The sequence below is a fragment of the Solirubrobacter ginsenosidimutans genome, assembly GCF_027587205.1.
The window spans coordinates 70,159-93,595 of sequence record NZ_JAPDOD010000016.1 but is presented as its reverse complement, the minus strand read 5'-3'; the positions used below and the strand labels follow the sequence as shown (position 1 = coordinate 93,595).

Sequence of the window (23,437 nt, the reverse complement as noted above, 5' to 3'; positions counted from 1 at the left end):
CCGATCGCCCGCGAGATCTTGGCGTATCCGACAGCTCCAACCGCAGTTACATGTATGATCCGCCAATGATCGCGGACGCCCTCGCCGCCCGCCAGGCCGAGATCGGCCGGGCGATCGCACGGCGAGTCGTCGACGAGATCCCCGAGTACGCGCGCGCCCCCGAGGACGTGCTCGAAGATCTCCTCGCCGGCGCGACCGCGACCGTCGGCCTGCTCGCGCGCGCGTTCGAAGGGAACCTCAACCGCGCCGACCTCGCCGTCATCCGCGACCTCGCCGCCCGCCGCGTCCACCAGGGCGTCAGCCTCGAGGCGTTCCTGCACGCCTACCGCGTCGCCCTCTTCGCCTACTGGGACGCCTGCGCCGAGGAGGCGACCCGCGCAGACCTCTCGCGCGACGAGAGCCTGGACCTCGCGAAACGCGCCCTCGACGCGATGGACCTGATGACCAGCCAGGCCGCCGAGGGCTACCTGCGCGAGGAGGCGCGCCTGCGCGTGGAGTCAGGCCGCCAGGCCCGCGACGCGATCGAGCGGATGCTCAGCGGCCGCCCGCCGGGCGATATTCGGCTCCCCGCGGCCCCGTTCGTGACGATCGTCGGGCAGGCCACCGACGAGGCGGCGCGCGACGCGCTGCGCGAGCGCCTGCCGCGCGCGCTGATCGCTCGCCGCGAGGACGAGATCGTCATCGTCGCCACGGCGGCGGACGCCACCCGAGCGGCGCTCGAGCAGCGCGGCCACTTCGGCGTCAGCCTCCCCGCGAGCGACTACACCGGCATCCGCCAGGCCTACCGCGAAGCCAGCCTCGCCCGCGGCTACGCGACCGGCGCCCGCCCGATCGTGGCTCTCGCCGAGCTGTCCGCCTTCGAGTGCCTGCTCGTGGGAGCTGACGCGACCACCCGCGCCGTCATCGCCGCCAAGCCGAGCTTGGACGACGAGGACGCCGCGACCGTCGAGGCCTTCGCCGCGGCCGACCTCAACGTCAGCCGCGCCGCCGCGGCCCTCCACGTCCACCCCAACACCGTCCGCTACCGCCTCGAACGGATCGCGACCGAGACCGGCCACGATCCGCGCACCTTCTCCGGGCTCGTCGAGCTCGAACTTAGAAATCTCATCTTCAGTTACCTCGAAGTGACTAACGCCTTGTAAGCGTTTAGACGTCGGAGTAGCCTCAAGGGATGCCCTTCGTCGGCCTTGTCAGTGACCCCAGATGGGAGCCGCCGGAGGGCAACGGAGACGGGGACAAGGACCGCAGCAATCGCATGTGGCGGATCCCGTGGAGCCTTATTTTCTGGGTGCTCCTCCTCGTCGGGCTGATGCTCCTCGTGCCGATCGTCGGCCACGCGATCAGCGAGTTCGTGGGCTACCTGCTGCTGTGCTTCAACGTCGCGCTCGGCTTCTGGCGATTCGACCGCTGGTGCGCGAAGCAGTACTGGGCCGGCCTGCGCGACTATCAGGCCTGACGCCGATGCTCGCTCTGACTCGCCGATCGGCGATCGCCGCGCGGCTGCGCGAAACCGGCGCCATCACCGTCACAGAGGTGGAGGCCGAGTTCGGCATCTCGCCGATGACCGCCCGCCGCGACCTGATGGAGCTCGAGCGCCAGGGGCTCGCGCGGCGCACCCACGGCGGCGCGGTGCTGCCCTCGATCTCCGCGCAGGAGGACTCCTTCGCCGCGCGCGTCGAGGTCGCGACGGAGGCCAAGGCCAAGTTGGCCGACGCGGCCGTCGCGATGCTCTCGCCGGGCGAGACGGTGCTGCTGGACTCCTCGAGCACCGCCTACTTCGTCGCCCGCCGGATCGTCGAGCTCGGCCTCGGCGTCACCGTCATCACCAACAGCCTGCCGGTGATGGAAGCGGTCGCCGCGCGTGAGACCCCGAACGTCAAGCTCGTCGGGATCGGCGGGACGCTGCGCCCGCTCACCCGCTCGTTCGTCGGCCCGTACGCGATCCACACCGTGCTCGGCCACTACGCCGACCGCTTGTTCCTGAGCGTGAAGGGCGTCACCCGCGACGGCGTCCTGACCGACGCCGACGAGCTCGAGGCCGAGGTCAAGCGCGCGATGATCGCGCAAGCCGGCGAGTCCGTGCTCCTGCTCGACGACTCCAAACTCGGCACGCGCGGGCAGAACGCGATCGCGCGCGTGAACGAGGTCTCGACGGTGCTCGCCCACGGCGCCCCGGCGGCGGCACTCGACCCGATGCGCGCCACCGGCGTGACGCTCAGGGTCGTCGGCGTCTAAGCCGGCACGATCGACACGCCGGCGTCGACCAGCGCGTTCAAGGTCGGATCGGTGAGCGGCGCGTCCGTGATGATCCCCGCGACGTCGCCGAGCCCGACGACCGTGAACGGCGACGCCGCGCCGATCTTCTCCGCGCTGCCCAGCACGTAGGTATCCGCGGCGCGCCGCGAGAGCGCGCGCTTCATCGCCGCCTCGTCGGCGTCGCCGGTTGTCAAGCCGGCCTCCGCGTGCACGCCGGTCACGCCGAGGAAGAAGAGGTCGGCGTTGACCGCCTGCGCGGCCTCGACGGCGGCCGCGCCGCACGTCACCGCGGAGTGCTTGAAGAGCATCCCGCCGAGCAGGTAGACCTCGGCCGTCGGGTGCTCGACCAGCGCCGCCGCGACGGTCGGGCTGTGCGTCACCACGGTCACCCGCAGATCGGGCGCCAGCGCCTGCGCAATCGCCAGCGTCGTCGTGCCGCCGTCGAGGATCACGGTGGACCCGGGCTCGATCAACTCGATCGCCCGCCGGGCGACGCGGGCCTTGTTGTCGACGGCCACCGTGCGGCGCGCGGCGTAGTCGGCGAGCGCGGGGGAGACCGGCAGCGCGCCGCCGTACACCCGCTGGACCAGGCCGTCGGCCGCGAGCTCGCGCAGGTCGCGGCGCACGCTGTCCTCGGTCACGCCGAGCTCGGCTGCGACGTCCTTGGCCATCACCTGCCCGGAACTGCGGAGCCGCTCGAGGATGAAGTCCTTGCGCTGAACCGGCAGCATTCACATTTCTCCACGTTTATCCACAGTTGTGCGTATTCTACGCATATGTCCTCCCCGATGTTGATCCTGATCGCCGGCCCGTACCGCTCGGGCACCGGCGACGACCCCGCCCTGATGGCCGAGAACCTGACCCGCCTGGAGGAGGCCGCGTGGCCGATCTTCCGCGCCGGGCACGTGCCGATGATCGGCGAGTGGGTCGCGCTCCCCGTCCTGCGCAGCGCGGGGGAGCCGAGCGTCACCGGCCCGCTCGCCGCCGACGTGCTCTACCCGACCGCCGAGCGCCTGCTCGCGCACTGCGACGCCGTCCTGCGGCTGCCGGGCGAGTCCAAGGGCGCAGACCTCGACGTGGCGATCGCGCGTCAGCGCGACCTGCCCGTCTACTTCGACGTGGCCGACATCCCCGGCTCGCGTGCCTCGTAGGGCACCGTCACGTCGTAGGTTCCGCCGTCGCGCACCACGACGCCGCGTTCGCGAAGGCCGGCCAGCGTGCGCTCGACGACCACGGCCGGAGTGAGCTCCAGCGCGCGAGCCGCGATCGGCACCCACGGCAACGCCATCAGACCCGCGACGTCGCGCGGCGCGATCATCAGGTGCGAGACGAGCGCCCGCCGCACCGCATGCCAGACCGCCCGCGAAGGGTCGGCGCGGAAGCGCTCATAGCGCTCGAGGGTGGCGGCGACCGCGCGCGGGACGTCGGTCACCGGCGGGCCGTGGCCGGGGATCGTCATCACGGGGTCCAGCGCGGCGATCCGCTCGACCGATGCGATCGTCGCGTCGAGCGCGTCGCGCGCCCACGGCCCGCCGAACGGCACCCAGGCGACGTCCCCGTCCTGCAGCAGGTCGCCGGTGATCGCCACCCGCTTCTCCGCGACCCAGTAGGCAACGTGACCGGGCGTCTGCCCCGGCGTGTGGACGACGGTCAGCCCTTCGAGCGCCTCGCCGTCGCGCAACCCGCGCGTGACGGAGTACGGCCCGATCGGGAACCCGAGCCACGGATCGCCGGCCCGCGGGTCACCGGCGTTGACGAGCGAGGCTTCGAGCTCATGGGCGGCCACGGGCACGCCCAGCGCGCCGGCTCCGCCGGCGTGGTCGGCGTGGAAATGGGTCAGTGCCAGCCAGGCGAGGTCACCGGCGCGCACGCCGTGTTCGGCGAGGAAGGCGTGGGTCCGCTGCAGGGACGCGACGCTCCCCGAGCCCGAATCGATCAAGACCGGTCGCTCGCCGTCCACGAGGACGAGATTCGCGCTCGGACCGGGGCGGAAATCGATGAGGACCACAAAGCACAGAATAAGAGCGCGCTCATGTCTGCTTGACATCTGATCGCTTGAGGCGTATTTCTCCCGAAAACGAACGCATTCGCTCAATTCGAGCGGAGGGGGAGAGAGCATGAAGCTCCGGGTAGTCGGCGCAGCCGTCCTGCTGTGCCTTGGGCTGACGGGGACCGCGCACGCGGCCGCGCCACCGACCCAGCTGACCGTCGGCGACCAGGCCCGGCCGCTGAACGTGGAAGGTCCACCGCAGTTCGGCTGGATGCCGGCCTCCGACCAGAGCGCCTACCAGCTGACGGTCTCGCGCAACGGCGCGACCGTGTGGGACAGCGGCAAGGTCGCGTCGTCCGACCAGTCGTATGTGCCGTACGCCGGCCCAGCGCTCGCCAACGGCGAGGCCTATGACTGGACCGTCAAGACGTGGGATCCGAGCGGCGACGTCTCACCCGCCGCGACCGGTCATTTCGAGACCGGGCTGACCGACCAGGGCTGGTCAGGCGCGAACTGGATCCGCCGCGTCACGACCGGCAACGACTCGACCGACGACTGGACCTACGCGCGCAAGCAGTTCCCCGCACTCAGCGCGAGTCCGGTGACCCGCGCCCGCATCTACGCCTCGGCGATGGGTCAGTACGACATCCACGTCAACGGCAAGCTCCTGGCCCGCGGCGACAACTACGACTATCCGAGCGAGGCGCAGTACTACGCCTTCGACGCCACCGACGCGGTCACGGCCGGCCAGCCGCTCGCGCTCGGCGCGCTCTACCACTACTGGACCTGCACCTGCCAGGGCCGCGCGAACGGCCCGGTGTCCAACACCACGCTCTCCGCCGCCCAGGCCGTGGGCGCGACCAACCTGAAGGTCGGCGCGGTCAACGTGTTCGACCTCGGTGATCAGATCTCGGTCGGCGGCGAGACCACGACCGTGACGGCGATCGGCACCACGGGCGCGACCGGCACGGGCATCACCGTCACCCCGGCGCTGCAGACCGCGCACGCCAGCGGCGCCGCGGTGCTCGACTACGCGGGCCCCAGCGGCATGATCATGAAGGCCGTCGTCGACCACGCCGACGGCACGCGCGAGACGTTCGTCACCGACGGCACCTGGAAGGTCTCCAAGGCGGCGGAGTTCACCACCGCCACGGTCACGACCCGCAACGGCGACTCCGGCGACAAGGCCGAGCGCTACGACGCGCGCAACGAGCAGCCCGGCTGGGACAAGGCCGGCTTCGACGACTCCGCTTGGCAGCCCGCCTACGCGATCGGGCCGCACCCGCGCCCGCTGAACCCGGTCCGCGAGACCTTCAGCCATCTCGACCCGGCGATCTCGCACCTCGAATACCAGACGATCCACCCGAAGTCGATCACCAAGCTCGCCGACGGCAGCGTCGTCGCGGACTTCGGCAAGGTCTACTCGAGCGTTCCGCAGTTGACGCTGCACAGCGGCGTGGCCGGCCGCGCGCTGGTGATGCAGACCAGCTACCGGCTCAACAACACGACGACGAGCGCCGCGACCGCCGCGGGCGACACCAACATCAAGGTCGCGTCCGTCAGCAACTTCGTCGTGGGCGACAAGATCACGATCGACCAGGCCGCCAACGGCTTCGGCAAGGGCGATCCGGAGACCCGCACGATCACGGCCGTCGGCACCGCCGGCGCCACGGGCACCGGCATCACGCTCGACGCCCCGCTGAGCCGGGCCCACGCGAACGCCCGCTTCGTCGAGGGCTCGCGTGCCGGCACCAGCACCCACGACACGCAGGGCTCGACCCTCGGCTGGTGGTACACCGAGAAGGACGGCGCCCAGGTCGCCCAGCCGCACCTCTACTGGGGCTGGCGCTACCTGCAGATCCTCCCGCCCGGCGCGGGTGAGGACCTCAGCGCCGACGACATCGCCGCCGTCGTCCAGCACCAGAGCGCGCCGGCGGACCGCCAGGCGACGTTCGACTCCGACAACCCGACGCTGAACGCGGTCTTCGACCTGATGCAGCACTCGGCGATCGACTCCTCGCAGGAGACGTTCCTGGACACGCCCACGCGTGAGAAGGGCCAGTTCACCGGCGACTCGGTCGACATCTCCTACGCGACGATGGCCTCCGCCGGCGACCGCACCGCGACCGCCCGCGCGATCCGCGAGATCGTCGATTCGGGCACCCACGCCTGGAAGGCCGCCGCGAGCGGCTACTGCACCGCCGCCCAGTTGCCCTGCTCCTTCCCGAGCCTCGGCACCCCGGGCCGCGTGAACTCCGTCTATCCCAACGGCGACAACATGCGCGACATCCCGGACTACACGGAGTTCGTGCCCGAGTGGATCTGGCGTTACTACCAGCAGAGCGGCGATAAGGCGACCCTGGCCGCGAGCTACAACCAGCTCAAGGCGATCGCCGGCTACCTGAACACCAACACGCAGACCACCGGGAACGCCTCCGGCCTGATCTACAACCTGTTCGGCGGCACCAGCTCCTACCAGTACGGGATCATCGACTGGCCGGCGCAGATGCGCTACGGCTACACGTTCACCAACAACGCCGCGCGCACGATCCACAACGCGGAGGCCGTCGGCGCGCTGCGCGCGGTGGCGAGCGCCGCCACCGCGCTCGGCCATCCCGACGACGCGGCGCAGTACACCGGCTGGGCCGCCTCGATCGCGACGGCGATGAACGCCAAGCTGATCCGCCCGGACGGCCTCTACACCGACGGGCTGAGCGGCGACGCCGGCAACCCGCAGATCAACAACACCGCCGAGCACGCCCAGAGCTACCCGCTCTACTACGGCATCGCGCCGGCCTCCAACCAGGCCAAGCTGCTCGACAAGATCACGTCGCTGGGCATGAACCAGGGCCCGATGACGTGGCACGTGCTGCTCAAGGCGCTCGCCGACGGCGGCCGCTACGACCAGGTCGTGAAGCTGCTGACCGACCCGAACGCCGACGGTCCCAAGCGGATCCTCGACGAGCAGGGCACCTACATGTGGGAGCAGTGGAACCCGGGCTGTGCGACGACGTTCCCCTGCAACCCGTCCAACAACGAGTCGATGTCGCACGGCTGGGGCTCGTGGGGCATCGTCGACATGGTCGAGGAGCTGCTCGGCGTCCAGGTGACCGGCACGGCCGCCTCGACGGTCAAGATCCAGCCGCCGGCCGTCCAGGACGCTGACCTGCACCGCGTCAGCGGCTCGGCCTGGACGCAGCGCGGCAACGTCGCCGTGTCCTGGAAGAAGACCAACGGGAGCTACGTCCTCGACGTCACCGTTCCCGCCAACCAGAAGGCGACCGTCATGATCCCGAACCCGGACGGCGTCAAGTACGTCGGCGTGGGCGCGGGCGCGCCGCAGCTCGTCGGCACCGCCGACGGCCAGACGACGTTCACCGTCGGCTCGGGCGCGACGCACTTCAGCATCGGCGACAGCCAGACCGGCCCGGTCGGCGGCGGTGTCGGCGGCACGGTGCCGGCGACGCTCGCGCTCACCCTCGGGGCGCCCGCGAGCTTCGGCGCGTTCATCCCGGGCATCACGCAGACCTACACGGCCGCAACGACCGCCAATGTCACCAGCAGCGCCGGCGACGCGTCGCTGACGGTGAGCGATCCCGGTCACCTGACCAACGGCGCGTTCTCGCTGCCGGAGCCGCTGCAGGTCGACATCGCCCCGAACGCCTGGTCGGGCCCGGTGTCCAACGCCGCGGTGGCGATCGGCTTCAAGCAGCTCGTCAAGTCCACCGACGCGCTCCGGACGGGCGCCTACAGCAAGACGTTGACGTTCACGCTGTCGACGACGAATCCATAGCCAGCCACGCCGCCACGCGCTCTGAAGCGGAGCGCAGGCGGCGGAAGTACGCGGCGCGCGAGAGATGCAGCTCGTGCGCCGCGTGCTCGTGGCTCGGCGCGGGCTCGAAGTAGCCGCGCAGCAGCACCCGGCGCAGCAGCTGCTCGTCCGGCGTATCGCCGAAGGCGCGCTCGGCAGCGTCGTCGAGCCGCGCCCGCAGCTCGGCGGGCACCGCGCGGGGGACCTGGAGCTTGCGCAGCGCGTCGCGCACGGTCTCGGGGTCGACCGCCGACGGCCCGAGGTGGCGGAGGGCGGGCGCGGGAGCGCCGGGACGCCACGCGGGATCGGTGCGCGCAGCGCCAGCGGCCAGCCGCAGCGCGAGCGGCAGCCCGCCTGCCCAGCCGACGATCGCGCCGGCCCGCGGATCGCCGGCGAGGTCCTGATGGCGCAGGAACGCGTGCGCTTCGTGGTCGCTGAGCGGGCCGAGCACGAGCTCGACGACGCTCGTCTCCCACCCGCCCTCGAACCACCCGGGGTCGAAGCCCTCACGGCTCGCGACCACCGCGACCGCGTGGGGAGGGAGGGCCGCGAGCCGCGCCCGCAGCGCGGGCCCGTCCGCGGGATCGTGATCGTCGACGACGATCAGCGGGCGGGGGCCCACGCGCGCCCAGCCCGCGCGCTCGCCCCGCCGTGCGATCTCGCGAACGAGGACGCTCTTGCCGATCCCCGCCGGCCCACGGACCAGCAGCACGCTCGCGGGGGCCTCATCCGCGAAGACGGTCTCGGCGATCAGCAGTTCACGGGTGCGGCCGACGAAGGCGGCGTTCTCACGGCGGGCGATCCGGCTGGCGAGGGTGCGCGGTGGTGCGGGCATCACGCTCAAGAGCACGCGAGACCGCCGCTGATACCGACGCGAGACGAAGCCGACACTGACCATGAGCGAGCGCGTCGGCAGGGTTCTCAACCGCACCCACCATCCTCCCCGAAGGAGTCCCAATGCTCCGTCGTCTCGGCATCGCGCTCGGCGCGGTCGCCGCCTCGCTCACCCTCGCCGCCGCCGCCCAGGCCGCGCCGACGACCCCGATCATGAACCCGATCCCCGTGAACACCTGCGCGGACACGGTGACCGCGTCGTGGACGAAGTCGATCCCCGATCCGGGCGCAGCCATCGTCTCCTACCGCGTCGACATCGGCGATCTCACCACCGGCGCCGCCGGCCACAAGTTCGTCTCCGGGCTGAGCACGCCGATCGGCGGCCTCGTCAACGGCCACCAGTACGTCGTCCGCGTCCGCGCGCTGCAGGTCAAGAACGCGACGCTGACCTATTCCGCGTCCTCCGGGCGCACGTTCCGGCGCCTGTGCATCAAGATCTCCGACGAGATCCTGAACCGGTACGTCGCCTACAACCCGTTCCCCGAGTGCATCATGTGCGGCCTGCGCGCCGTCGACGTCTACGACGGCGTCGACCCGGCGATCATCAAGCAGCTCTCCGTCGCCACCCTGCCGGCCGCCGACGGCCTCCAAGGGATCAACCTGGCGGCCGACGGCTCGGTGCGCTTCATCGGCGGCTGAACCTAAAGCCCACCTAAGGGGCCAGACCCCTTAGGTGGCGTTTAGGTTTCCGGCAGCCACCAGCGGCGCGGGGCGATCAGCTCGTGCATCTTCTGCGGGCCGTATGACTCCCGCGCGTAGCGGTGCAGCGGCGGCGGATCGGCCAGCAGCTCCGCCGACGCCGCCCACAGGCGCTCGATGCCCTCCGAGTCGGTGAACAGCGTGCGGTCGCCCAGCATGGCGTCGTACATCAGCCGCTCGTAGGGCTCGAGCCCCTGGGTCCCGAACGACTCCTCGTAGGTGAACTCCATCGTCGCCTGCCCGAGCCGCATCTTCGGGCCGGGGACCTTGGCCAGGAACGAGGTGGTGATCTTCCCCGGGTCGCCGAAGTCGAAGGAGATGTGGTCGGGGCCGTAGTCCTCGACGAACGCGCCCGCGTCCTTGAACATCCGGCGCGGCGGCTCGCGGAAGGCGATCGTCAGCAGCCGCCGCGACTCGCCCATGGCCTTGCCCGTGCGCAGGAAGAACGGGACGCCGGACCAGCGCCAGTTGTCGATCTCCGCCCGCATCGCGATGAAGGTCTCGGTCTGGGAGTCGGGGTCCACGCCCTTGCCCTCGCGGTAGCCCGCGTACTGGCCGCGGATCACGCAGTTCGGGCTGATCGTCTTGACCGAGCGGAAGACCTTGCCGGTCTCCTCGACGATCGAGCGGCCGTCGAGCGCGGTCGGCGGCTCCATCGCCACGAACCCGAGCACGTGGAAGAGGTGCGTGACGACCATGTCGCGATACGCGCCCGTCTCCTCGTAGAAGCCGGCGCGATCGTCGACCGCCAGCGTCTCAGGGACGTCGATCTGGACGTGGTCGATGTGGTCCTTGTTCCAGATCGGCTCGAACATGCCGTTGGCGAAGCGCAGCGCGATCAGGTTCTGGATCGCCTCGCGGCCGAGGAAGTGGTCGATCCGGAAGACCCGGTGCTCCTCGAAGACGCCGTGCACGAGCTTGTTGAGCTCGATCGCGGACTCGAGGTCGACACCGAACGGCTTCTCCAGCACCACGCGCGCGTGGTCGGCCAGCCCGGAGGAGCCGAGCGCGCCGACGGTGGCGCCGAAGGCGTTGGGCGGGATCGAGAGGTAATGCAGCCGGCGCGGCGTGCCGCCGAGTTCCTTCTCCGCCGTGGCGACCGCGTCGACCAGCGGGCCGGGCTCCTCCGCGCTGAACGCGCTGAACTCCAGGTGCGAGGCGAAGTGCTCCCAGGTGTCGCCCGCCGCGGAGCCGACGGCCTTGCGTGCGACGGCGATGAAGTCCTTGGCCGTGCCGCCCTTGCGGGAGGTGCCGATGATCCGGTAGTTGGCCGGCATCAGCCCGGCACGATCCAGGTGGAAGAGCCCCGGGAGCAGCTTGCGCGTCGACAGATCGCCGAGCGCGCCGAAGAGGACGATGATGTGGTCGTCTGGAGTTGAAGCGCCGTCTGAGCGGGTCACGCGTCGAGTATGCCGACCCGGGTGTGGAGGCAACTCAACGCCCGTCCTTTGCACTCATCCTCTTCTGAGGCTTATTCTCATCTTAGGTCCATGAGGGGACCATGAATCGAGAGGGGTGCAATGCGCATGAAGAGGGGACTCGCCGGTCTGGCGAGCGTAGGCGCTGTGCTGGTTGTAGGGGCGTTCGCCCCGTCGGCCGCCATGGCACATCCGTGTCTGTCCGAGGTCGAGTCCGCAGGCACCAGCCTGACGCTCCACACCGGCGGCAACTGGGCGGGCTACATGCCGTCCTTCAGCGATCTGTCGCACGAGTGCGCGGATGACCTGAGCTCGTACATCTACCAGTCGACCGCGCAGACCGAGGACGTGCCGGTCCCGGGCGTCCCGGCCGGCCCGACCGTCTCGGCCGCCGGCTTCGCGATCAAGAACCTGACCGCGCTCGGCTACTCCGCCCGCAACGTGCCCTACAACGGCACGGGCAACGGCGTCTACAACTCGGACCTGGCGTTCAAGGACAACTACGTCTTCGCCGGTACGTACGAGGGCTTCCGCGTCATCGACGTCACCAACAAGACGACGCCGACGCAGATCCTCAATTACACGGGCTGCAACGTCGGCCAGGGCGACGTCATCGTCTACGAGAACATCCTGATCCGCTCGTGGGACGCGCCGGCCAGCGCCAGCTCGACCTGCGCCGGCCAGCTCGTCGGCACGGGCTTCGAAGGCATCCACATCTTCGACATCTCCGACCCGGCCAACCCCGTGATGAAGAAGCAGCTCCGCATGGCCTCGACCGGCAATGAGGCCGGCGCGCCGAGCGGCTGCGGCTCGCACACCGCGACCGCCGTCCCGGACAAGGCCCGCGGCTACCTCTACATCTACAACGGTGGCTCCAGCGGCACCTGCAACGGCATCGACGTCGTCCGCATCAGCCTGGCCAACATGGCCGACGCCACGTACCTCAAGCGCGTCACGCACGGTCGCGCCGGCAGCTCCTGCCACGACAACAACGTGCTCCTGAACGTCGGCGGCACGTCGACCAGCTACGCCATGTGCGCGGGCGGCAACGGCCTCGCCATGTACAAGTTCGACCTGACGCTCCCGGCCGCGGCCGAGGGTGGCGTCGAGACCCCGACGCTTCTCTGGTCGAAGGCCATGACCGGCGTCACGACGGGCCACTCCGGCTCGTTCACGTACGACGGCAAGTACCTGATCTACGGCCATGAGCCGGGCGGCGGCTCGGCCGCGCGCTGCCAGGCGACCAGCACGGTCGTCGAGCGCACGCTCTACTTCATCGACCCGCTCACGGGCGACGTCAAGGGCGAGATGCTGCACCCGCGGCCGCAGAACAGCCGCGAGAACTGCACCTGGCACAACTTCAACGTCATCCCGACCAAGGCCGGCTACTACGCGACCGTCGGCTCCTACCAGTCCGGCATCTCGGTGTTCGACTTCACGAACCCGGCGGCTCCGCGTGAGATCGCCTACGCCGACCCGGCCCCGCTCCAGAACCCGTCCCCGGAACCGCCCTCTACGGGCATCATCCTCGGCGGCGACTGGTCGACCTACTGGCACAACGGCTACATCTACGAGTCCGACATCAAGCGCGGCGTCATCACGTGGCAGTTGAACCTCGCGGGCGACGCCACGGCGGCGCAGGCCAACGAGCACCTCAAGCGCACGAACACGTTCGTGACGTCGAACCCGCAGACGCAGGCCATCTCCTACGCGCCTGACTTGACGGGTGCGGAGATCGCGATCACCGGCGTCACGCCGGGCCAGACGTTCAAGCAGGGCTCGACGTTCACGCCCGCGTTCACGTGCACCGACGCCGGTGGCGTCGACTCGTGCGTCGGCACGAGCGCGACCGGCACCGAGGTGACCAACAGCACGCTCGGCAACAAGACGTTCAAGGTCACCGCGATCGACTCGTCGGGCAACATCACCACCAAGGAAGTCGCCTACATGGTCAACAGCGTCGACATCCCGGGCACCGTCGCCGGTGGCACCGTGGGCACGACGCTCGGGCTGACCACGCCCGCGACGACGGCGATGTTCGAGCCGTTCGCCCCGGGTACCGCCAAGGAGTACCTGGTGACGGCGGTCGTCCAGGTCACGTCGACCGCGGGTGACGCGGCCCTGGCCGTGTCCGACGTGGCGACCACCGGTACCGGCCGGCTCGTCAACGGCACGGCGACGCTGACCAACCCGCTGCAGGTCTTCGCGACGGCCACGCAGGGCACGGCCGGCGTGGGTGGCGCAGTGGGCGGTTCCGCCGCTCCGACGCAGCTGATCACGTTCGCGGCTCCGCAGACCAACCGCAACACGACGCTGACGTTCCGCCAGAACATCACGGCGACGGAGACCCTCCGCGCCGGCAGCTACGGCAAGACGCTGACCTTCACGCTCAGCACGACTGCTCCTTAGGAGGTTCCCTGATGCGCGCCGGATCGCCGGCGCGCATCCTCGGGTAATGCTCTCCGCAACTAAAACAGGCGCCGCGACCATGGTCGCGGCGTTTGTCGTTTCCGCGTCGGCCGCGCAGGCCTCCCCTCGGGTCTCAGAGACCCCGCTGCGCTCCCAGTACGCGGTCCCCAACGAGATCGTCGCCGGTCCGGACGGGGCGATCTACACGTCGGACTCGAGCCTCGGCAAGGTCTGGCGGATCGGCGACTACGGCCGCGTGCGGTCGTTCGACGTCGGCGGCGGCGCCACCGGCATCGCATCCGCCCACGGCGCGCTGTGGGTCTCCAACCGCGACACCTCGGCGATCGTCAAGCTCGCACTCAACGGCTCGCAGACGTCGTACCCCGTGGCCGAGGGCGCGTTCCCGGCCGACATCGTGCTCGGCTCCGACGGCGCGCTGTGGTTCACCGAGCTGCGCGGCAACGCGATCGGCCGCCTGAGCGTCGATGGCAAGCTCACCGAGTACCCGCTCCCGACGGCCGACGCGTTCGCCGCCGACATCACGCCCGGTCCGGACGGCGCGCTGTGGTTCACGGAGTCCGGCGCGAACCAGGTCGGCCGGATCACGACGCAAGGCGTCATCACCGAGTTCACGCTCCCCGCGGCCGACAGCCTGCCGGGGCCGATCGTCGCGGGCGCCGACGGCGCGCTGTGGTTCGCCGAGCGCAACACGAACAAGATCGCCCGCATGACCACCGACGGCGCGCTGACGAACGAGTTCGCGATCCCGACCGAGAACTCCAACCCGCTCGCGCTGGTCGCGGCGCCGGACGGCAACCTCTACTTCACGCAGCACGAGGACGGCACGATCGCGCGCATGACCTACGGCGGCGCGGTGACCAAGCAGTTCAAGGTCCCGTCCGGCTACCCGGACGGCCTGACCGTCGACGGCGGCGGCGACCTCTGGTTCACCCAGGGCAACCTCGGCCAGGTCGGCCGCGTCGACCTGCGCTGGGACCCGCCGCTCAGCGCGCTCGGCACGACGTTCACGATGCGCCGCTACGACAGCGCCGAGCGGACGGTCGCGACGTTCACCGATCCGGACACCGACTCCCGGCCGGGCGACTACGACGTGACGATCAAGTGGGGCGACGGAACCAGCTCAGCCGGCTGGGTGCGGCGCGCCGGTGCGGGCTTCGAGGTTCGCGGCCGGCACGTCTACGATAAGGCCAAGACCTTCGCGGTGACGGTCAAGATCGACAAGGCCAAGGTCTCCAGCACGGCGATCGTCAGCCGCTAGCCAGGCCGCGAAGCCGGCCGCGGTCAGCGGCCGCGAGATGTGGTAGCCCTGCGCGAGGTCGCATCCGAGCTCGCGCAGGGCGAGCAGCGTGCCCGCGTCCTCGATCCCCTCCGCGACGACGCGCAGGCCGAGGGCGTGAGCCAGCGCGATCGTCGTGGCCACGATCGGCCGCTGCGACGTGTGCATCTCGCGCACGAACGAACGGTCGATCTTCACCTCGCGGATCGGGAACCGCGCGAGGCGCACGATCGAGGAGTGCCCGGTGCCGAAGTCGTCGACCGAGAGGCCCACACCGGCCGAGTCCAGCGCGGCGAGCACCTGATCGGCCATGACGCTGTCCTCGACCGCGGCGGTCTCGGTGATCTCGAGCGTGAGCTTGCTCGGCGGGACGCCGTTGCGGCGCAGCGCCGCGATCACGCGAGCGGGGAGATCGGGCTCGGAGAGGTTCGCGGTGGCGAGGTTGACCGACACGCCGAGGCCGCCCCAGGTCGCCGCCTGGGCGAGCGCGCGGTCGAGGACGTAGTCCGTCAGGGGCGCCATCAGCTCCGAGCGCTCGACGGCGGGCAGGAACTGGTCCGGCGCGATGTTGACGCCGTCGCGGCTCCAGCGCAGCAGCGCCTCGGCGCCCTTGACGGTGCCGGTGCGGGCGTCGACCAGCGGCTGGTAGTGCAGGTCGAGCTCACCGTGCGCCAGCGCGTGGCGCACCTGGTCGACGATCTCGCGCTCGCGCGCGGCCGCGAGGGACTGGCGGACGCCGTCGGCCAGGGCGAGCCCGGTCCGGTGGATCGCCGCCAGCAGGGCGAACCCGGCCAGCACGGTCGACAGCGCCGGCACCTCGACCCATTCGTTGGCGACCAGCAGGACGAGCGCGGCGATCGCGGCGACCAGCGCCGCGGCATGGGTGCGCACGGCGCCGGGCGTCACCCAGCGGATCTCACGGCCGGCGTAGACGGCAGCGGCCGCGAGCCACGCCCAGATCGGGTAGATCGCGTTGGAGCTCATGATCGGGTTCCACGTGCCGTCCGCGGCGTGGAGGGCCCAGAGGATGTCGCCGGTCACGAGCGCGACGATGCCGACCGCGAGCAGGCTCCAGGCGGGGCCGGCACGCCAGCCGGCGACGGCGGCGCCGATCAGCGCGACGGTCAGCAGGACGCAATCGGCGGCCGGGTAGGCGAAGTTGACGAGCTGCTCGATGCCGGTCAAACGGCCCGGGTTGGCGGCCGCGTTGGGCAGGACGAGCGCGATCGCGACCCCCGCGGTGGCCAGCATGATCGCGGCGCCGTCGAGGGCGAGCTTGCGCGGCGCGCGGCGCAGCCAGGGCCGAGCCAGCGCGGCGAAGGTCGCCAGGTAGCAGGGGTACGCGGCGAGCCAGAAGCCGTCGGCGAGGCCGGGCACCGGCGCCACGGTCGCCTGCGGTTGCAGGATCCAACCGATCCCGGAGGAGATCAGGCCTGTGCCCAGAACGGTCCAGGCGAAGCGCCGCTCGCGGTGCGCGGCCGCCCGATAGAGGACGAGGACGCCCGGGGCGGTCAGCAGCACGATCAGACCCCAGCGGGTGAGAAAGGGCGTGCTCACGCCGGCGACGAGGGCGACCCAGTAGGCCGCCACGGCCGAGGCACCGAGAGCGAGAGGGAGTGGCACGTTGACGCGCACCCCCCAGAACTCGGCTGCTCGAGCGTTTTCTAAAGCGCTCGAGAGGATTTCGCGGCCGCCGGGACATTCCCGGCGGCGATTTCACGCGAAATGGTTCGTCGGACGAGTGCTTACCACTTGCGGCCCATAGTGCACCTCCCTCCGTGATGTCGTGCGATAGGCGATGAAGAAGACCAAGAGGGCGAGCGCGCCGGCGATCGCGAAGGTCGCTCGGCCGCCGAGGCTCGCGGCGAGGGCGCCGCCGGCCACGATGGCCGCGCCGAAGCCCCAGGAGTCGATCGCGTCCAGCAGGCCGAAGGCACGGCCGTGGGCGGCCTCCGGGATCAGCTTCTGCATCAGCACGCGGACCGTGACCAGGAAGAGGCCGTTGCCGATCCCCGCGACGGAGAAGCCGAGCATCGCCAGCGGCAGGATCGGCGAGGCGGCGGTGGCGATCAGGCCGGCGCCGAGCAGCGCGATCGCCAGCAGGTAGCGCTGGCGCAGCGCGCCGTCGTCGCTCGGGCCGAGCAGCGACCCCGTCAGCATGCCGCAGCCGAAGGCGGCGACCAGCAGCGCGAAGCCGGAGCGGCCGCCGCCGAGCTGGTCGGAGGCGAGCACGAGCTCGGCGACGTTGGTGGCGCCGGCGACGAGCATCACCGCGCCGGACGTCAGCACGAGCGACCGGACGAACGGGTCCTGGAGGACGCCGAGCAGATTGGCGGGCACTGCCTCGTCGGTCTCCTGCGGCTCGGTGTGGGCGTGGAGATGTCCACGCAGGCGGGTCATCAGCACCGCCGACGCGGCGAACGTGACGGCGTTGAGCGCGAGCACGAGCTCCGGCTCGGCGAAGAGCAGCACCCCGGCCGCGACGGCGGGGCCGATCAGCTGTCCCATCTCGCGGACTGCGCCGAACAGGCCGTTGGCGGCGTTCAGGGACGCGGGCGTGACGACCGCGGGCAGCAGCGCGCAGGTCGCGGGGCGCAGCAGCGCGCTTCCCAGCCCGGCCGCCAGCGCCAGCGCGATCAGCGGGACGGTTCCGTGGGCGAAGACGAGGCCGGCGAAGGCGAGGGCGCCGATCAGCTCGGCGGCGATCGCGCAGCGCAGCCGGCCGGTCCGGTCGATCAGCCCGCCGAGGACCGGTCCGAGCAGCATCGCCGGGGCGAGGTCCGCGATCAGCACCGCGGTCGCGCCCCACGCCGAGCCCAGCTGCTCGTAGGCCAGCAGCAGCAGCGCGACGTAGCCGGCGCCGGTGCCGAGCGCGCCCTGCAGGTGGGCGGCGAAGAACCACCGCGCCTTGCGCTCCACGCGCCACACGCCGGTGAGGCCTCGCTGTTGTCCGGTCGACTGCATGGCGTGCATCCTCGGCCAGGCCGGCAACGTCTCGGTAATGCGCCGGTAATGTGCGCGCTGGCACGCTGACGCCACGCCATTCAGGGTCGTCGCTCCCCAGCCGACAGACGGTGGGAGGACCGATCCACTCGACCCTGAAGGAGCTCCATCTCGTGCGTCTGAATGTGCAGGGCAAGCTCTACGCCCTGGCCGGTGTGCTGTTGCTGTTCCTGCTCGTGACCGGCGCGCTCGCGATCCGCAACCTCGGCTCGGTCAACACCCTCGGAGGATCGATGTACGGCGATCGCGTCGTGCCGCTCGTCCAGCTGGGGGAGGCCCGGGCGCTGCTCGGCGACATCGACAGCCAGATCCAGCGCAACATCTCAGACCCCACGAAGAGCGCGACGTTCGCCGCCGCGGCGGCCAAGGACGCGGCCGGCATCGACCAGCAGATCGAGGCTTACGAGGCGACGATGCTCGTCGACGCCGAGAAGGCCGGGCTCGCCGACTTCCACACGAGCTGGGACGCGTACCGGACCGACCACGCCGCTGTGCTCGAAGCCGCCGAACGCGGTGACACCGGCGCGGCCAAGCGCGCCTACTTCAGCGCCGCCGCCAACACGTACGCCGCCGTCGACAGCGACCTGGCCAAGCTCTCGCAGATCCAGCGCGACGAGTCCAAGGCGCTCAACGGCACCATCCGCGACACGTTCAGCTCCGCCCGGACGATCACGCTCGTCGTGCTCGTGCTCGCCCTGGTCTCCGGTGCGGCGCTCGCCTTCTTCATCGCCACCGGCATCAAGCGCGGCGTCAACCAGCTGATCACCCGCTTCCGCAGCCTCGACGCGCATGACCTGACGTCGCTGACCGGCGGGCTCGGCGCCGTCGCCACGGGCGATCTCACGGTCACGGTCGTGCGGCACACCGAACCGATCGAGCCCTACGGCACCGACGAGATCGGCGTCCTGTCGGAGACCTTCAACGCGATGCTGGCCAAGATCCACGGCGGGCTGCAGAGCTACAACGACATGCGCGCCGAGCTCGCGACGGTCATCGGGGAGGTCGCCCGCAACGCCGGCAGCGTGTCCGCGGCGTCGGAGCAGATGGCCGCGACGTCGGACGAGTCCGGCCGCGCGGTGGGCGAGATCGCGCACGCGGTGGGTGATGTCGCGCAGGGCGCCGAGCGCCAGGTGCGCATGGTCGAGTCCACCCGCGCCGCCGTCCAGGAAGCGGCCCGCGCCGCCGACGCGAGCGCCGGCATCGCTCGCGAGACCGCCGAAGCCGCGATCCAGGCGCGCAAGGTCGCCCGCGAGGGCGTCGAGGCGGCCTCCAACGCGACCGACGCGATCCGCCAGGTCGCGGACTCCTCCGCACAGGTCGACGCCGCCATCCGCGACCTCTCGGCTCGCTCCGAAGCGATCGGGGGCATCGTGACGACGATCGCCGGGCTCGCCGAGCAGACGAACCTGCTGGCGCTCAACGCGGCGATCGAGGCCGCACGGGCGGGCGAGCAGGGCAAGGGCTTCGCGGTCGTGGCCGAGGAGGTGCGCAAGCTGGCCGAGGAGTCCTCGACCGCCGCGCGCGAGATCTCCCGCCTCGTCGCCGAGATCCAGCACGAGACCCAGCAGGTCGTCGGCGTCGTCGCCGAGGGCACGCGCCGCACCGAGGACGGTGTCGCGACGGTCGACCAGGCCCGGGAGGCGTTCGAGCACATCGGCTCGGTCGTCGAGCAGATGTCCGGCCGCGTGGGCGACATCGTCACCGCCGTCGGCCAGATCGCCGCCGGCGCCGCGCAGGCCGAATCGGACATCAACGAGGTCGCGCTCGTCGCCGAGCAGTCCTCCGCCTCGGCCGAGCAGGTGTCCGCCTCGACCCAGGAGACCAGCGCGTCGGCCGAGGAGATCGCCGCGTCGGCGCAATCGCTGTCGGGCACCGCGCAGGAGCTGGACGCGCTGGTGCGTCGCTTCACGCTGGCCGTCTGATCGCGATAACGGGCTTGGGGCTTCAAGCCCGTTTTAAGTTCGTCCACCGATCGACCGACAACGGACACAAGAACGAATCCTTCGTTCGCACCAACGATCCCCTCGGAGCTCTTCCATATGCGTCTGAACGTGCAGGGCAAGCTGTACGCGCTGGCCGGCCTGCTGCTGTTGTTCCTCGCCGCAGTCGGTTTCCTCGCCATCAAGAACCTCGGTGCCGTGCACACGCTCGGCGCCTCGATGTACGGCGACCGCGTCGTCCCGCTGGTCCAGCTGGGCCAGGCCCGCTCGCTGGCCGGCGACATCGACGGGCAGATCCTGCTCGCCGTCGCCGATCCGGCCCATGAGGCCTCCTACACGGCCACCGCCGACAAGGCCGCGAGCGGGATCGACGCCCAGATCAAGGCGTTCGAGGCGACCAACCTCGTCGAGGCCGACAAGGCCGCGCTGGCGGACTTCGCCACGCATTGGGACGCGTACCGCACGAGCTACCACGCCGTGCTCACCGCCGCCAAGAGCGGTGACAAGGCCGGCGCCGAGCGCGCGTACTTCCAGGGCGCGCAGGCCGCCTACAACGAGGTCGACAGCGACCTCGCCTCGCTCTCGAAGGTGCAGGAGACCGAGTCCCTCAAGCTCGACGACCAGATCACCCACGACTTCCACGACGCGCGGGCGATCACGCTCATCGCCATCGTCCTCGCCCTGCTGGCGGGCGCGGTGATCGCGTTCCTGATCGCCCGCGGCATCAAGCGCGGCGTCGATCAGCTGATCACCCGCTTCCGCAGCCTCGACGAGCACGACCTGACCTCGCTCGCCGACGGCCTCGGCGCCGTCGCCAAGGGCGACCTCCGGGTCACGGTCGCGCAGACCACCGAACCGATCGAGCACTACGGCACCGACGAGATCGGCGTCCTGTCGGAGACGTTCAACGCGATGCTGGCCAAGATCCACGGCGGCCTGCAGAGCTACAACGACATGCGGGCCGAGCTCGCCGACGTGATGGGCGAAGTGTCCCGCGGTGCCGGCAGCGTCTCCGCCGCCTCGCAGCAGATGGCCGCGACCTCCGAGGAGTCCGGTCGCGCCGTCGGCGAGATCGCCCACGCGATCGGCGACGTCGCCCAGGGCGCCGAGAGCCAGGTGCGGATGGTCGAGTCGATGCGTGCCGGGTTCCAGGAGTCCGCGCGTGCCGCCGACGCGAGCGCCGAGACCGCCCGCGAGACCGCCGAAGCGGCGCTTCAGGCCCGCAGCGTCGCCGAGGAAGGCGTCGCGGCGGCCGTCAACGCATCAGAGGCGATCCGCCAGGTCGCCGAGTCCTCCGCGCAGGTCGACGCCGCGATCCGCGAGCTCTCCTCGCGCTCGGAGCAGATCGGCGGCATCGTGACCACGATCGCCGCGCTCGCCGAGCAGACCAACCTGCTGGCGCTCAACGCCGCGATCGAAGCCGCGCGCGCCGGTGAGCAGGGCAGGGGCTTCGCGGTCGTGGCCGAGGAAGTGCGCAAGCTGGCCGAGGAGTCCTCGACCGCCACGCGCGAGATCTCCCGCCTCGTCGCCGAGATCCAGCACGAGACCCAGCAGGTCGTCGGCGTCGTCGCCGAGGGCACGCGCCGCACCGAGGACGGCGTCGCCACCGTCCAGCAGACCCGCGAGGCGTTCGAGCACATCGGCTCGGTCGTCGAGCAGATGACCAGCCGCGTCGGCGACATCGTCACCGCCGTCGGCCAGATCGCCGCCGGCTCCGGCCAGGCCGAGACCGACATCAACGCCGTCGCGCTGGTCGCGGAGCAGTCCTCGGCGTCCGTCGAGGAGGTCTCGGCGTCGACCGAGCAGACCAGCGCCTCCGCGCAGGAGATCGCCGCGTCCGCTCAGTCGCTCTCGAGCACGGCCCAGGAGCTCAACGCGCTCGTGAGCCGTTTCCAGGTCTAGTTACTCACCGGTGGCGCCCTCGTAGAGGGCATCGATGTCCGGCGCGTACTTCTTGTAGACGACCGAGCGCTTGACCTTCAGCGTCGGCGTGAGCTCGCCCTCCTCCTGCGACAGGTCCCGCGGGAGGATGGCGAAGCGCTTGATCTGCTCGATGCGGGCGAACTTCTGATTGACCGCGTCGATGTCCTTCCAGACGATCTCGCGGACCTGCTCGTTCGCCGCGAAGGCGACCGGGTCCGACGCGTCGGCGCCCGCCGCGGCCGCGAGCCGCGGGAGCTCGTCCGGGTCGATCGTGACCAGCGAGACGAGGTAGGAGCGCCGGTCGCCGGCCGCGATCGCCTGGGAGATCCAGCGCGTCTCACGCAGGGCGCTCTCGAGCATCTCGGGCGAGACGTTCTTGCCCGAGGACGTGATGATCAGGTCCTTCTTGCGGCCCGTGATGTGCAGGTAGCCGTCGTGGATCTCGCCGATGTCGCCCGAGTGCAGCCAGCCGCCCTCGAGGATCGTCTCGGTGTCCTCGGGGTTGCGGTGATAGCCCTTGAAGACGAGCGGGCCGCGCATCAGCACCTCGCCGTCGTCGGCGATCGACACCTCGGTGCCGGGCAGCGGGCGGCCGACGCTGCCGACGCGCACCTCGCTGACGATGTTCAGCGTCGCTGCCGCGCAGGTCTCGGTCATGCCGTAGCCCTCGAGCACCGGCACGCCGCAGGCGTAGAAGAACTCGATGACCTCGGTGCCGATCGGCGCGGCGCCGGTGATCAGGACCGGGTTGCCGGGGCCGAGCGCGTCGCGGACCTTGCTCAGCGCGAGCTTGTCGCCGGCCTTGTGGCGCAGCTGGTCGATCGGGCTGACCTTGCGGCCCTCGCGCTTGGCCTTGGCGACCTTCTCGCCGGTCTTCAGCGCGCGGGCGAAGATCTCGGCCTTCGCGCCGCCGGCGGCCGCGGCCTGGCCGACCACGCGGGTGTGGATCTTCTCCAGCAGGCGGGGGACGGTCGGGATGTGGGTCGGGCCGAACTCCTTGATCTCCTCGGCGAGCTTCTTGGTGTCGCCGCTGGAGAACGCCAGCACGCCGCCGGTGTCCAGGGCGACGAACGAGACCATCCGCGCCAGCACGTGCGCGAGCGGCAGGTACTGGAAGATCACCGGGGACGACTTGCGCATCTCGAGGCGGTCGATGTACGCGTTGGCCGTGTAGAGGAGGTTCGCGTGCGAGAGCACGCAGCCCTTCGGCGGGCCGGTCGTGCCCGAGGTGTAGACGATCGTGGCCGTATCGCCGGGCTCGACGGCCGCGGTGCGCTCGCGCGCGATCGTCGCGCCGTCGGCGGCGCCGCGCTCGCGCAGGTCGGCGAGCGTGATCGCGCCCTCGGCCTCACCCACCAGCACGACGACGTGCTCGAGCTCGGGCAGGTTCCCCCGGACCTTGGCGATCTTCGCCGCCTGCTTGGCGTCCTCGAGCAGGAGCACCTTGACGTTCGCGTGCGAGAGGACGTACTCGCACTCCTCGGGCGAGTTCGTGTGGTAGACGGGCACGACGGTCGCGCCGGCGGCGAACGAGCCGAAGTCGGCCATCGGCCACTCCGGCACGGTCCCGCAGAGGATGCCGACCTTGTCGCCGACGCCCACGCCGAGGGACGCCAACCCGCCCGCGATCTCGCGGATCGCCCGGCCGAAGTCGGCGTAGGTGACGGACGGCCGGCCGGGCGCGCGCATCGCGTCTCCGGAATAGCGGTCGGCAGCGGCGAGGCCCAGCTCGCCCAGCGAGCGGACGTCGGCGGAGGTGGGACGTTGGGCGGTGTCGGCCATTGCCTTCAACCCTAC

Annotated in this window: 16 protein-coding genes and 1 pseudogene; 10 read left to right on the top strand and 7 right to left on the bottom strand. The window is 70.9% G+C overall.

Annotated features, from left to right (window positions below):
* Window positions 1–65: 65 nt before the first annotated feature.
* The 3 genes from OM076_RS17705 to OM076_RS17695 are packed head-to-tail and all read left to right on the top strand — an operon-like array spanning window position 66 to window position 2,235.
* The gene (locus tag OM076_RS17705; RefSeq protein ID WP_270041362.1) at window positions 66–1,142 is read left to right on the top strand and encodes a PucR family transcriptional regulator; all 1,077 of its coding nucleotides are present in this window, start codon (window positions 66–68) and stop codon (window positions 1,140–1,142) included.
* A gap of 29 nt (window positions 1,143–1,171) precedes the next feature.
* A complete protein-coding gene (locus OM076_RS17700) occupies window positions 1,172–1,456 on the top strand; it encodes a hypothetical protein (RefSeq protein ID WP_270041361.1) in 285 nt (94 codons plus the stop codon).
* 5 nt (window positions 1,457–1,461) lie between these two features.
* A complete protein-coding gene (locus OM076_RS17695; protein ID WP_270041360.1) occupies window positions 1,462–2,235 on the top strand; it encodes a DeoR/GlpR family DNA-binding transcription regulator in 774 nt (257 codons plus the stop codon).
* Here the strand turns inward: OM076_RS17695 and OM076_RS17690 are convergent.
* A complete protein-coding gene (locus OM076_RS17690) occupies window positions 2,232–2,987 on the bottom strand; it encodes a DeoR/GlpR family DNA-binding transcription regulator (protein WP_270041359.1) in 756 nt (251 codons plus the stop codon). The two genes, OM076_RS17695 and OM076_RS17690, sit on opposite strands and share 4 nt — an antisense overlap.
* Window positions 2,988–3,044: 57 nt before the next feature.
* Here OM076_RS17690 and OM076_RS17685 point away from each other — a divergent pair, with 57 nt between their 5' ends.
* On the top strand, window positions 3,045–3,407 hold the full coding sequence (locus tag OM076_RS17685) for a DUF4406 domain-containing protein (protein ID WP_372518053.1): 363 nt from the start codon (window positions 3,045–3,047) through the stop codon (window positions 3,405–3,407).
* On the opposite strand, the gene OM076_RS17680 is transcribed toward OM076_RS17685, so the two are convergent.
* The gene (locus OM076_RS17680) at window positions 3,365–4,264 is read right to left on the bottom strand and encodes an MBL fold metallo-hydrolase (protein WP_270041357.1); all 900 of its coding nucleotides are present in this window, start codon (window positions 4,262–4,264) and stop codon (window positions 3,365–3,367) included. The genes OM076_RS17685 and OM076_RS17680 overlap by 43 nt on opposite strands.
* A gap of 109 nt (window positions 4,265–4,373) precedes the next feature.
* Here OM076_RS17680 and OM076_RS17675 point away from each other — a divergent pair, with 109 nt between their 5' ends.
* On the top strand, window positions 4,374–8,039 hold the full coding sequence (locus OM076_RS17675) for an alpha-L-rhamnosidase-related protein (RefSeq protein ID WP_270041356.1): 3,666 nt from the start codon (window positions 4,374–4,376) through the stop codon (window positions 8,037–8,039).
* Here the strand turns inward: OM076_RS17675 and OM076_RS17670 are convergent.
* Window positions 8,014–8,892: a P-loop NTPase family protein gene (locus tag OM076_RS17670; protein WP_270041355.1), complete on the bottom strand. Its 879-nt coding sequence runs from the start codon at window positions 8,890–8,892 to the stop codon at window positions 8,014–8,016. The two genes, OM076_RS17675 and OM076_RS17670, sit on opposite strands and share 26 nt — an antisense overlap.
* A 122-nt stretch (window positions 8,893–9,014) precedes the next feature.
* Here OM076_RS17670 and OM076_RS17665 point away from each other — a divergent pair, with 122 nt between their 5' ends.
* Complete coding sequence (locus OM076_RS17665) at window positions 9,015–9,590, top strand: fibronectin type III domain-containing protein (RefSeq protein ID WP_270041354.1); 576 nt, start codon at window positions 9,015–9,017, stop codon at window positions 9,588–9,590.
* A 41-nt stretch (window positions 9,591–9,631) separates the two neighbouring features.
* Here the strand turns inward: OM076_RS17665 and zwf are convergent, their stop codons facing one another.
* Window positions 9,632–11,050, bottom strand: a complete 1,419-nt coding sequence (zwf, locus tag OM076_RS17660) for a glucose-6-phosphate dehydrogenase (RefSeq protein ID WP_270041353.1) — start codon at window positions 11,048–11,050, stop codon at window positions 9,632–9,634.
* A 201-nt stretch (window positions 11,051–11,251) separates the two neighbouring features.
* Here zwf and OM076_RS17655 point away from each other — a divergent pair, with 201 nt between their 5' ends.
* Together OM076_RS17655 and OM076_RS47135 are read left to right on the top strand one after the other, a co-directional pair.
* On the top strand, window positions 11,252–13,477 hold the full coding sequence (locus OM076_RS17655; protein ID WP_270041352.1) for an LVIVD repeat-containing protein: 2,226 nt from the start codon (window positions 11,252–11,254) through the stop codon (window positions 13,475–13,477).
* A 79-nt stretch (window positions 13,478–13,556) separates the two neighbouring features.
* The gene (locus OM076_RS47135) at window positions 13,557–14,756 is read left to right on the top strand and encodes a Vgb family protein (RefSeq protein ID WP_272598112.1); all 1,200 of its coding nucleotides are present in this window, start codon (window positions 13,557–13,559) and stop codon (window positions 14,754–14,756) included.
* A gap of 39 nt (window positions 14,757–14,795) precedes the next feature.
* On the opposite strand, the pseudogene OM076_RS47130 reads toward OM076_RS47135, so the two are convergent.
* A pseudogene (locus OM076_RS47130) lies at window positions 14,796–15,758 on the bottom strand (EAL domain-containing protein); the annotation flags it as partial.
* A gap of 732 nt (window positions 15,759–16,490) precedes the next feature.
* Window positions 16,491–17,738 (bottom strand): MFS transporter, encoded by a 1,248-nt coding sequence (locus OM076_RS17645; RefSeq protein WP_270041350.1) that lies wholly within the window; start codon window positions 17,736–17,738, stop codon window positions 16,491–16,493.
* Window positions 17,739–17,890: 152 nt separating this feature from the next.
* On the opposite strand from OM076_RS17645, the gene OM076_RS17640 reads away from it, so the two are divergent.
* Both OM076_RS17640 and OM076_RS17635 read left to right on the top strand, forming a co-directional pair.
* Window positions 17,891–19,699 (top strand): methyl-accepting chemotaxis protein, encoded by a 1,809-nt coding sequence (locus OM076_RS17640; protein WP_270041349.1) that lies wholly within the window; start codon window positions 17,891–17,893, stop codon window positions 19,697–19,699.
* Window positions 19,700–19,816: 117 nt separating this feature from the next.
* Window positions 19,817–21,619 carry a methyl-accepting chemotaxis protein gene (locus tag OM076_RS17635; protein ID WP_270041348.1) on the top strand — a complete coding sequence of 601 codons (1,803 nt, stop codon included), beginning with the start codon at window positions 19,817–19,819 and terminating at the stop codon, window positions 21,617–21,619.
* Here OM076_RS17635 and OM076_RS17630 read toward each other — a convergent pair whose 3' ends face one another.
* Entirely contained in the window at window positions 21,620–23,422 is a 1,803-nt protein-coding gene (locus tag OM076_RS17630) for an AMP-dependent synthetase/ligase (RefSeq protein ID WP_270041347.1), read from the bottom strand.
* Window positions 23,423–23,437: the final 15 nt, after the last annotated feature.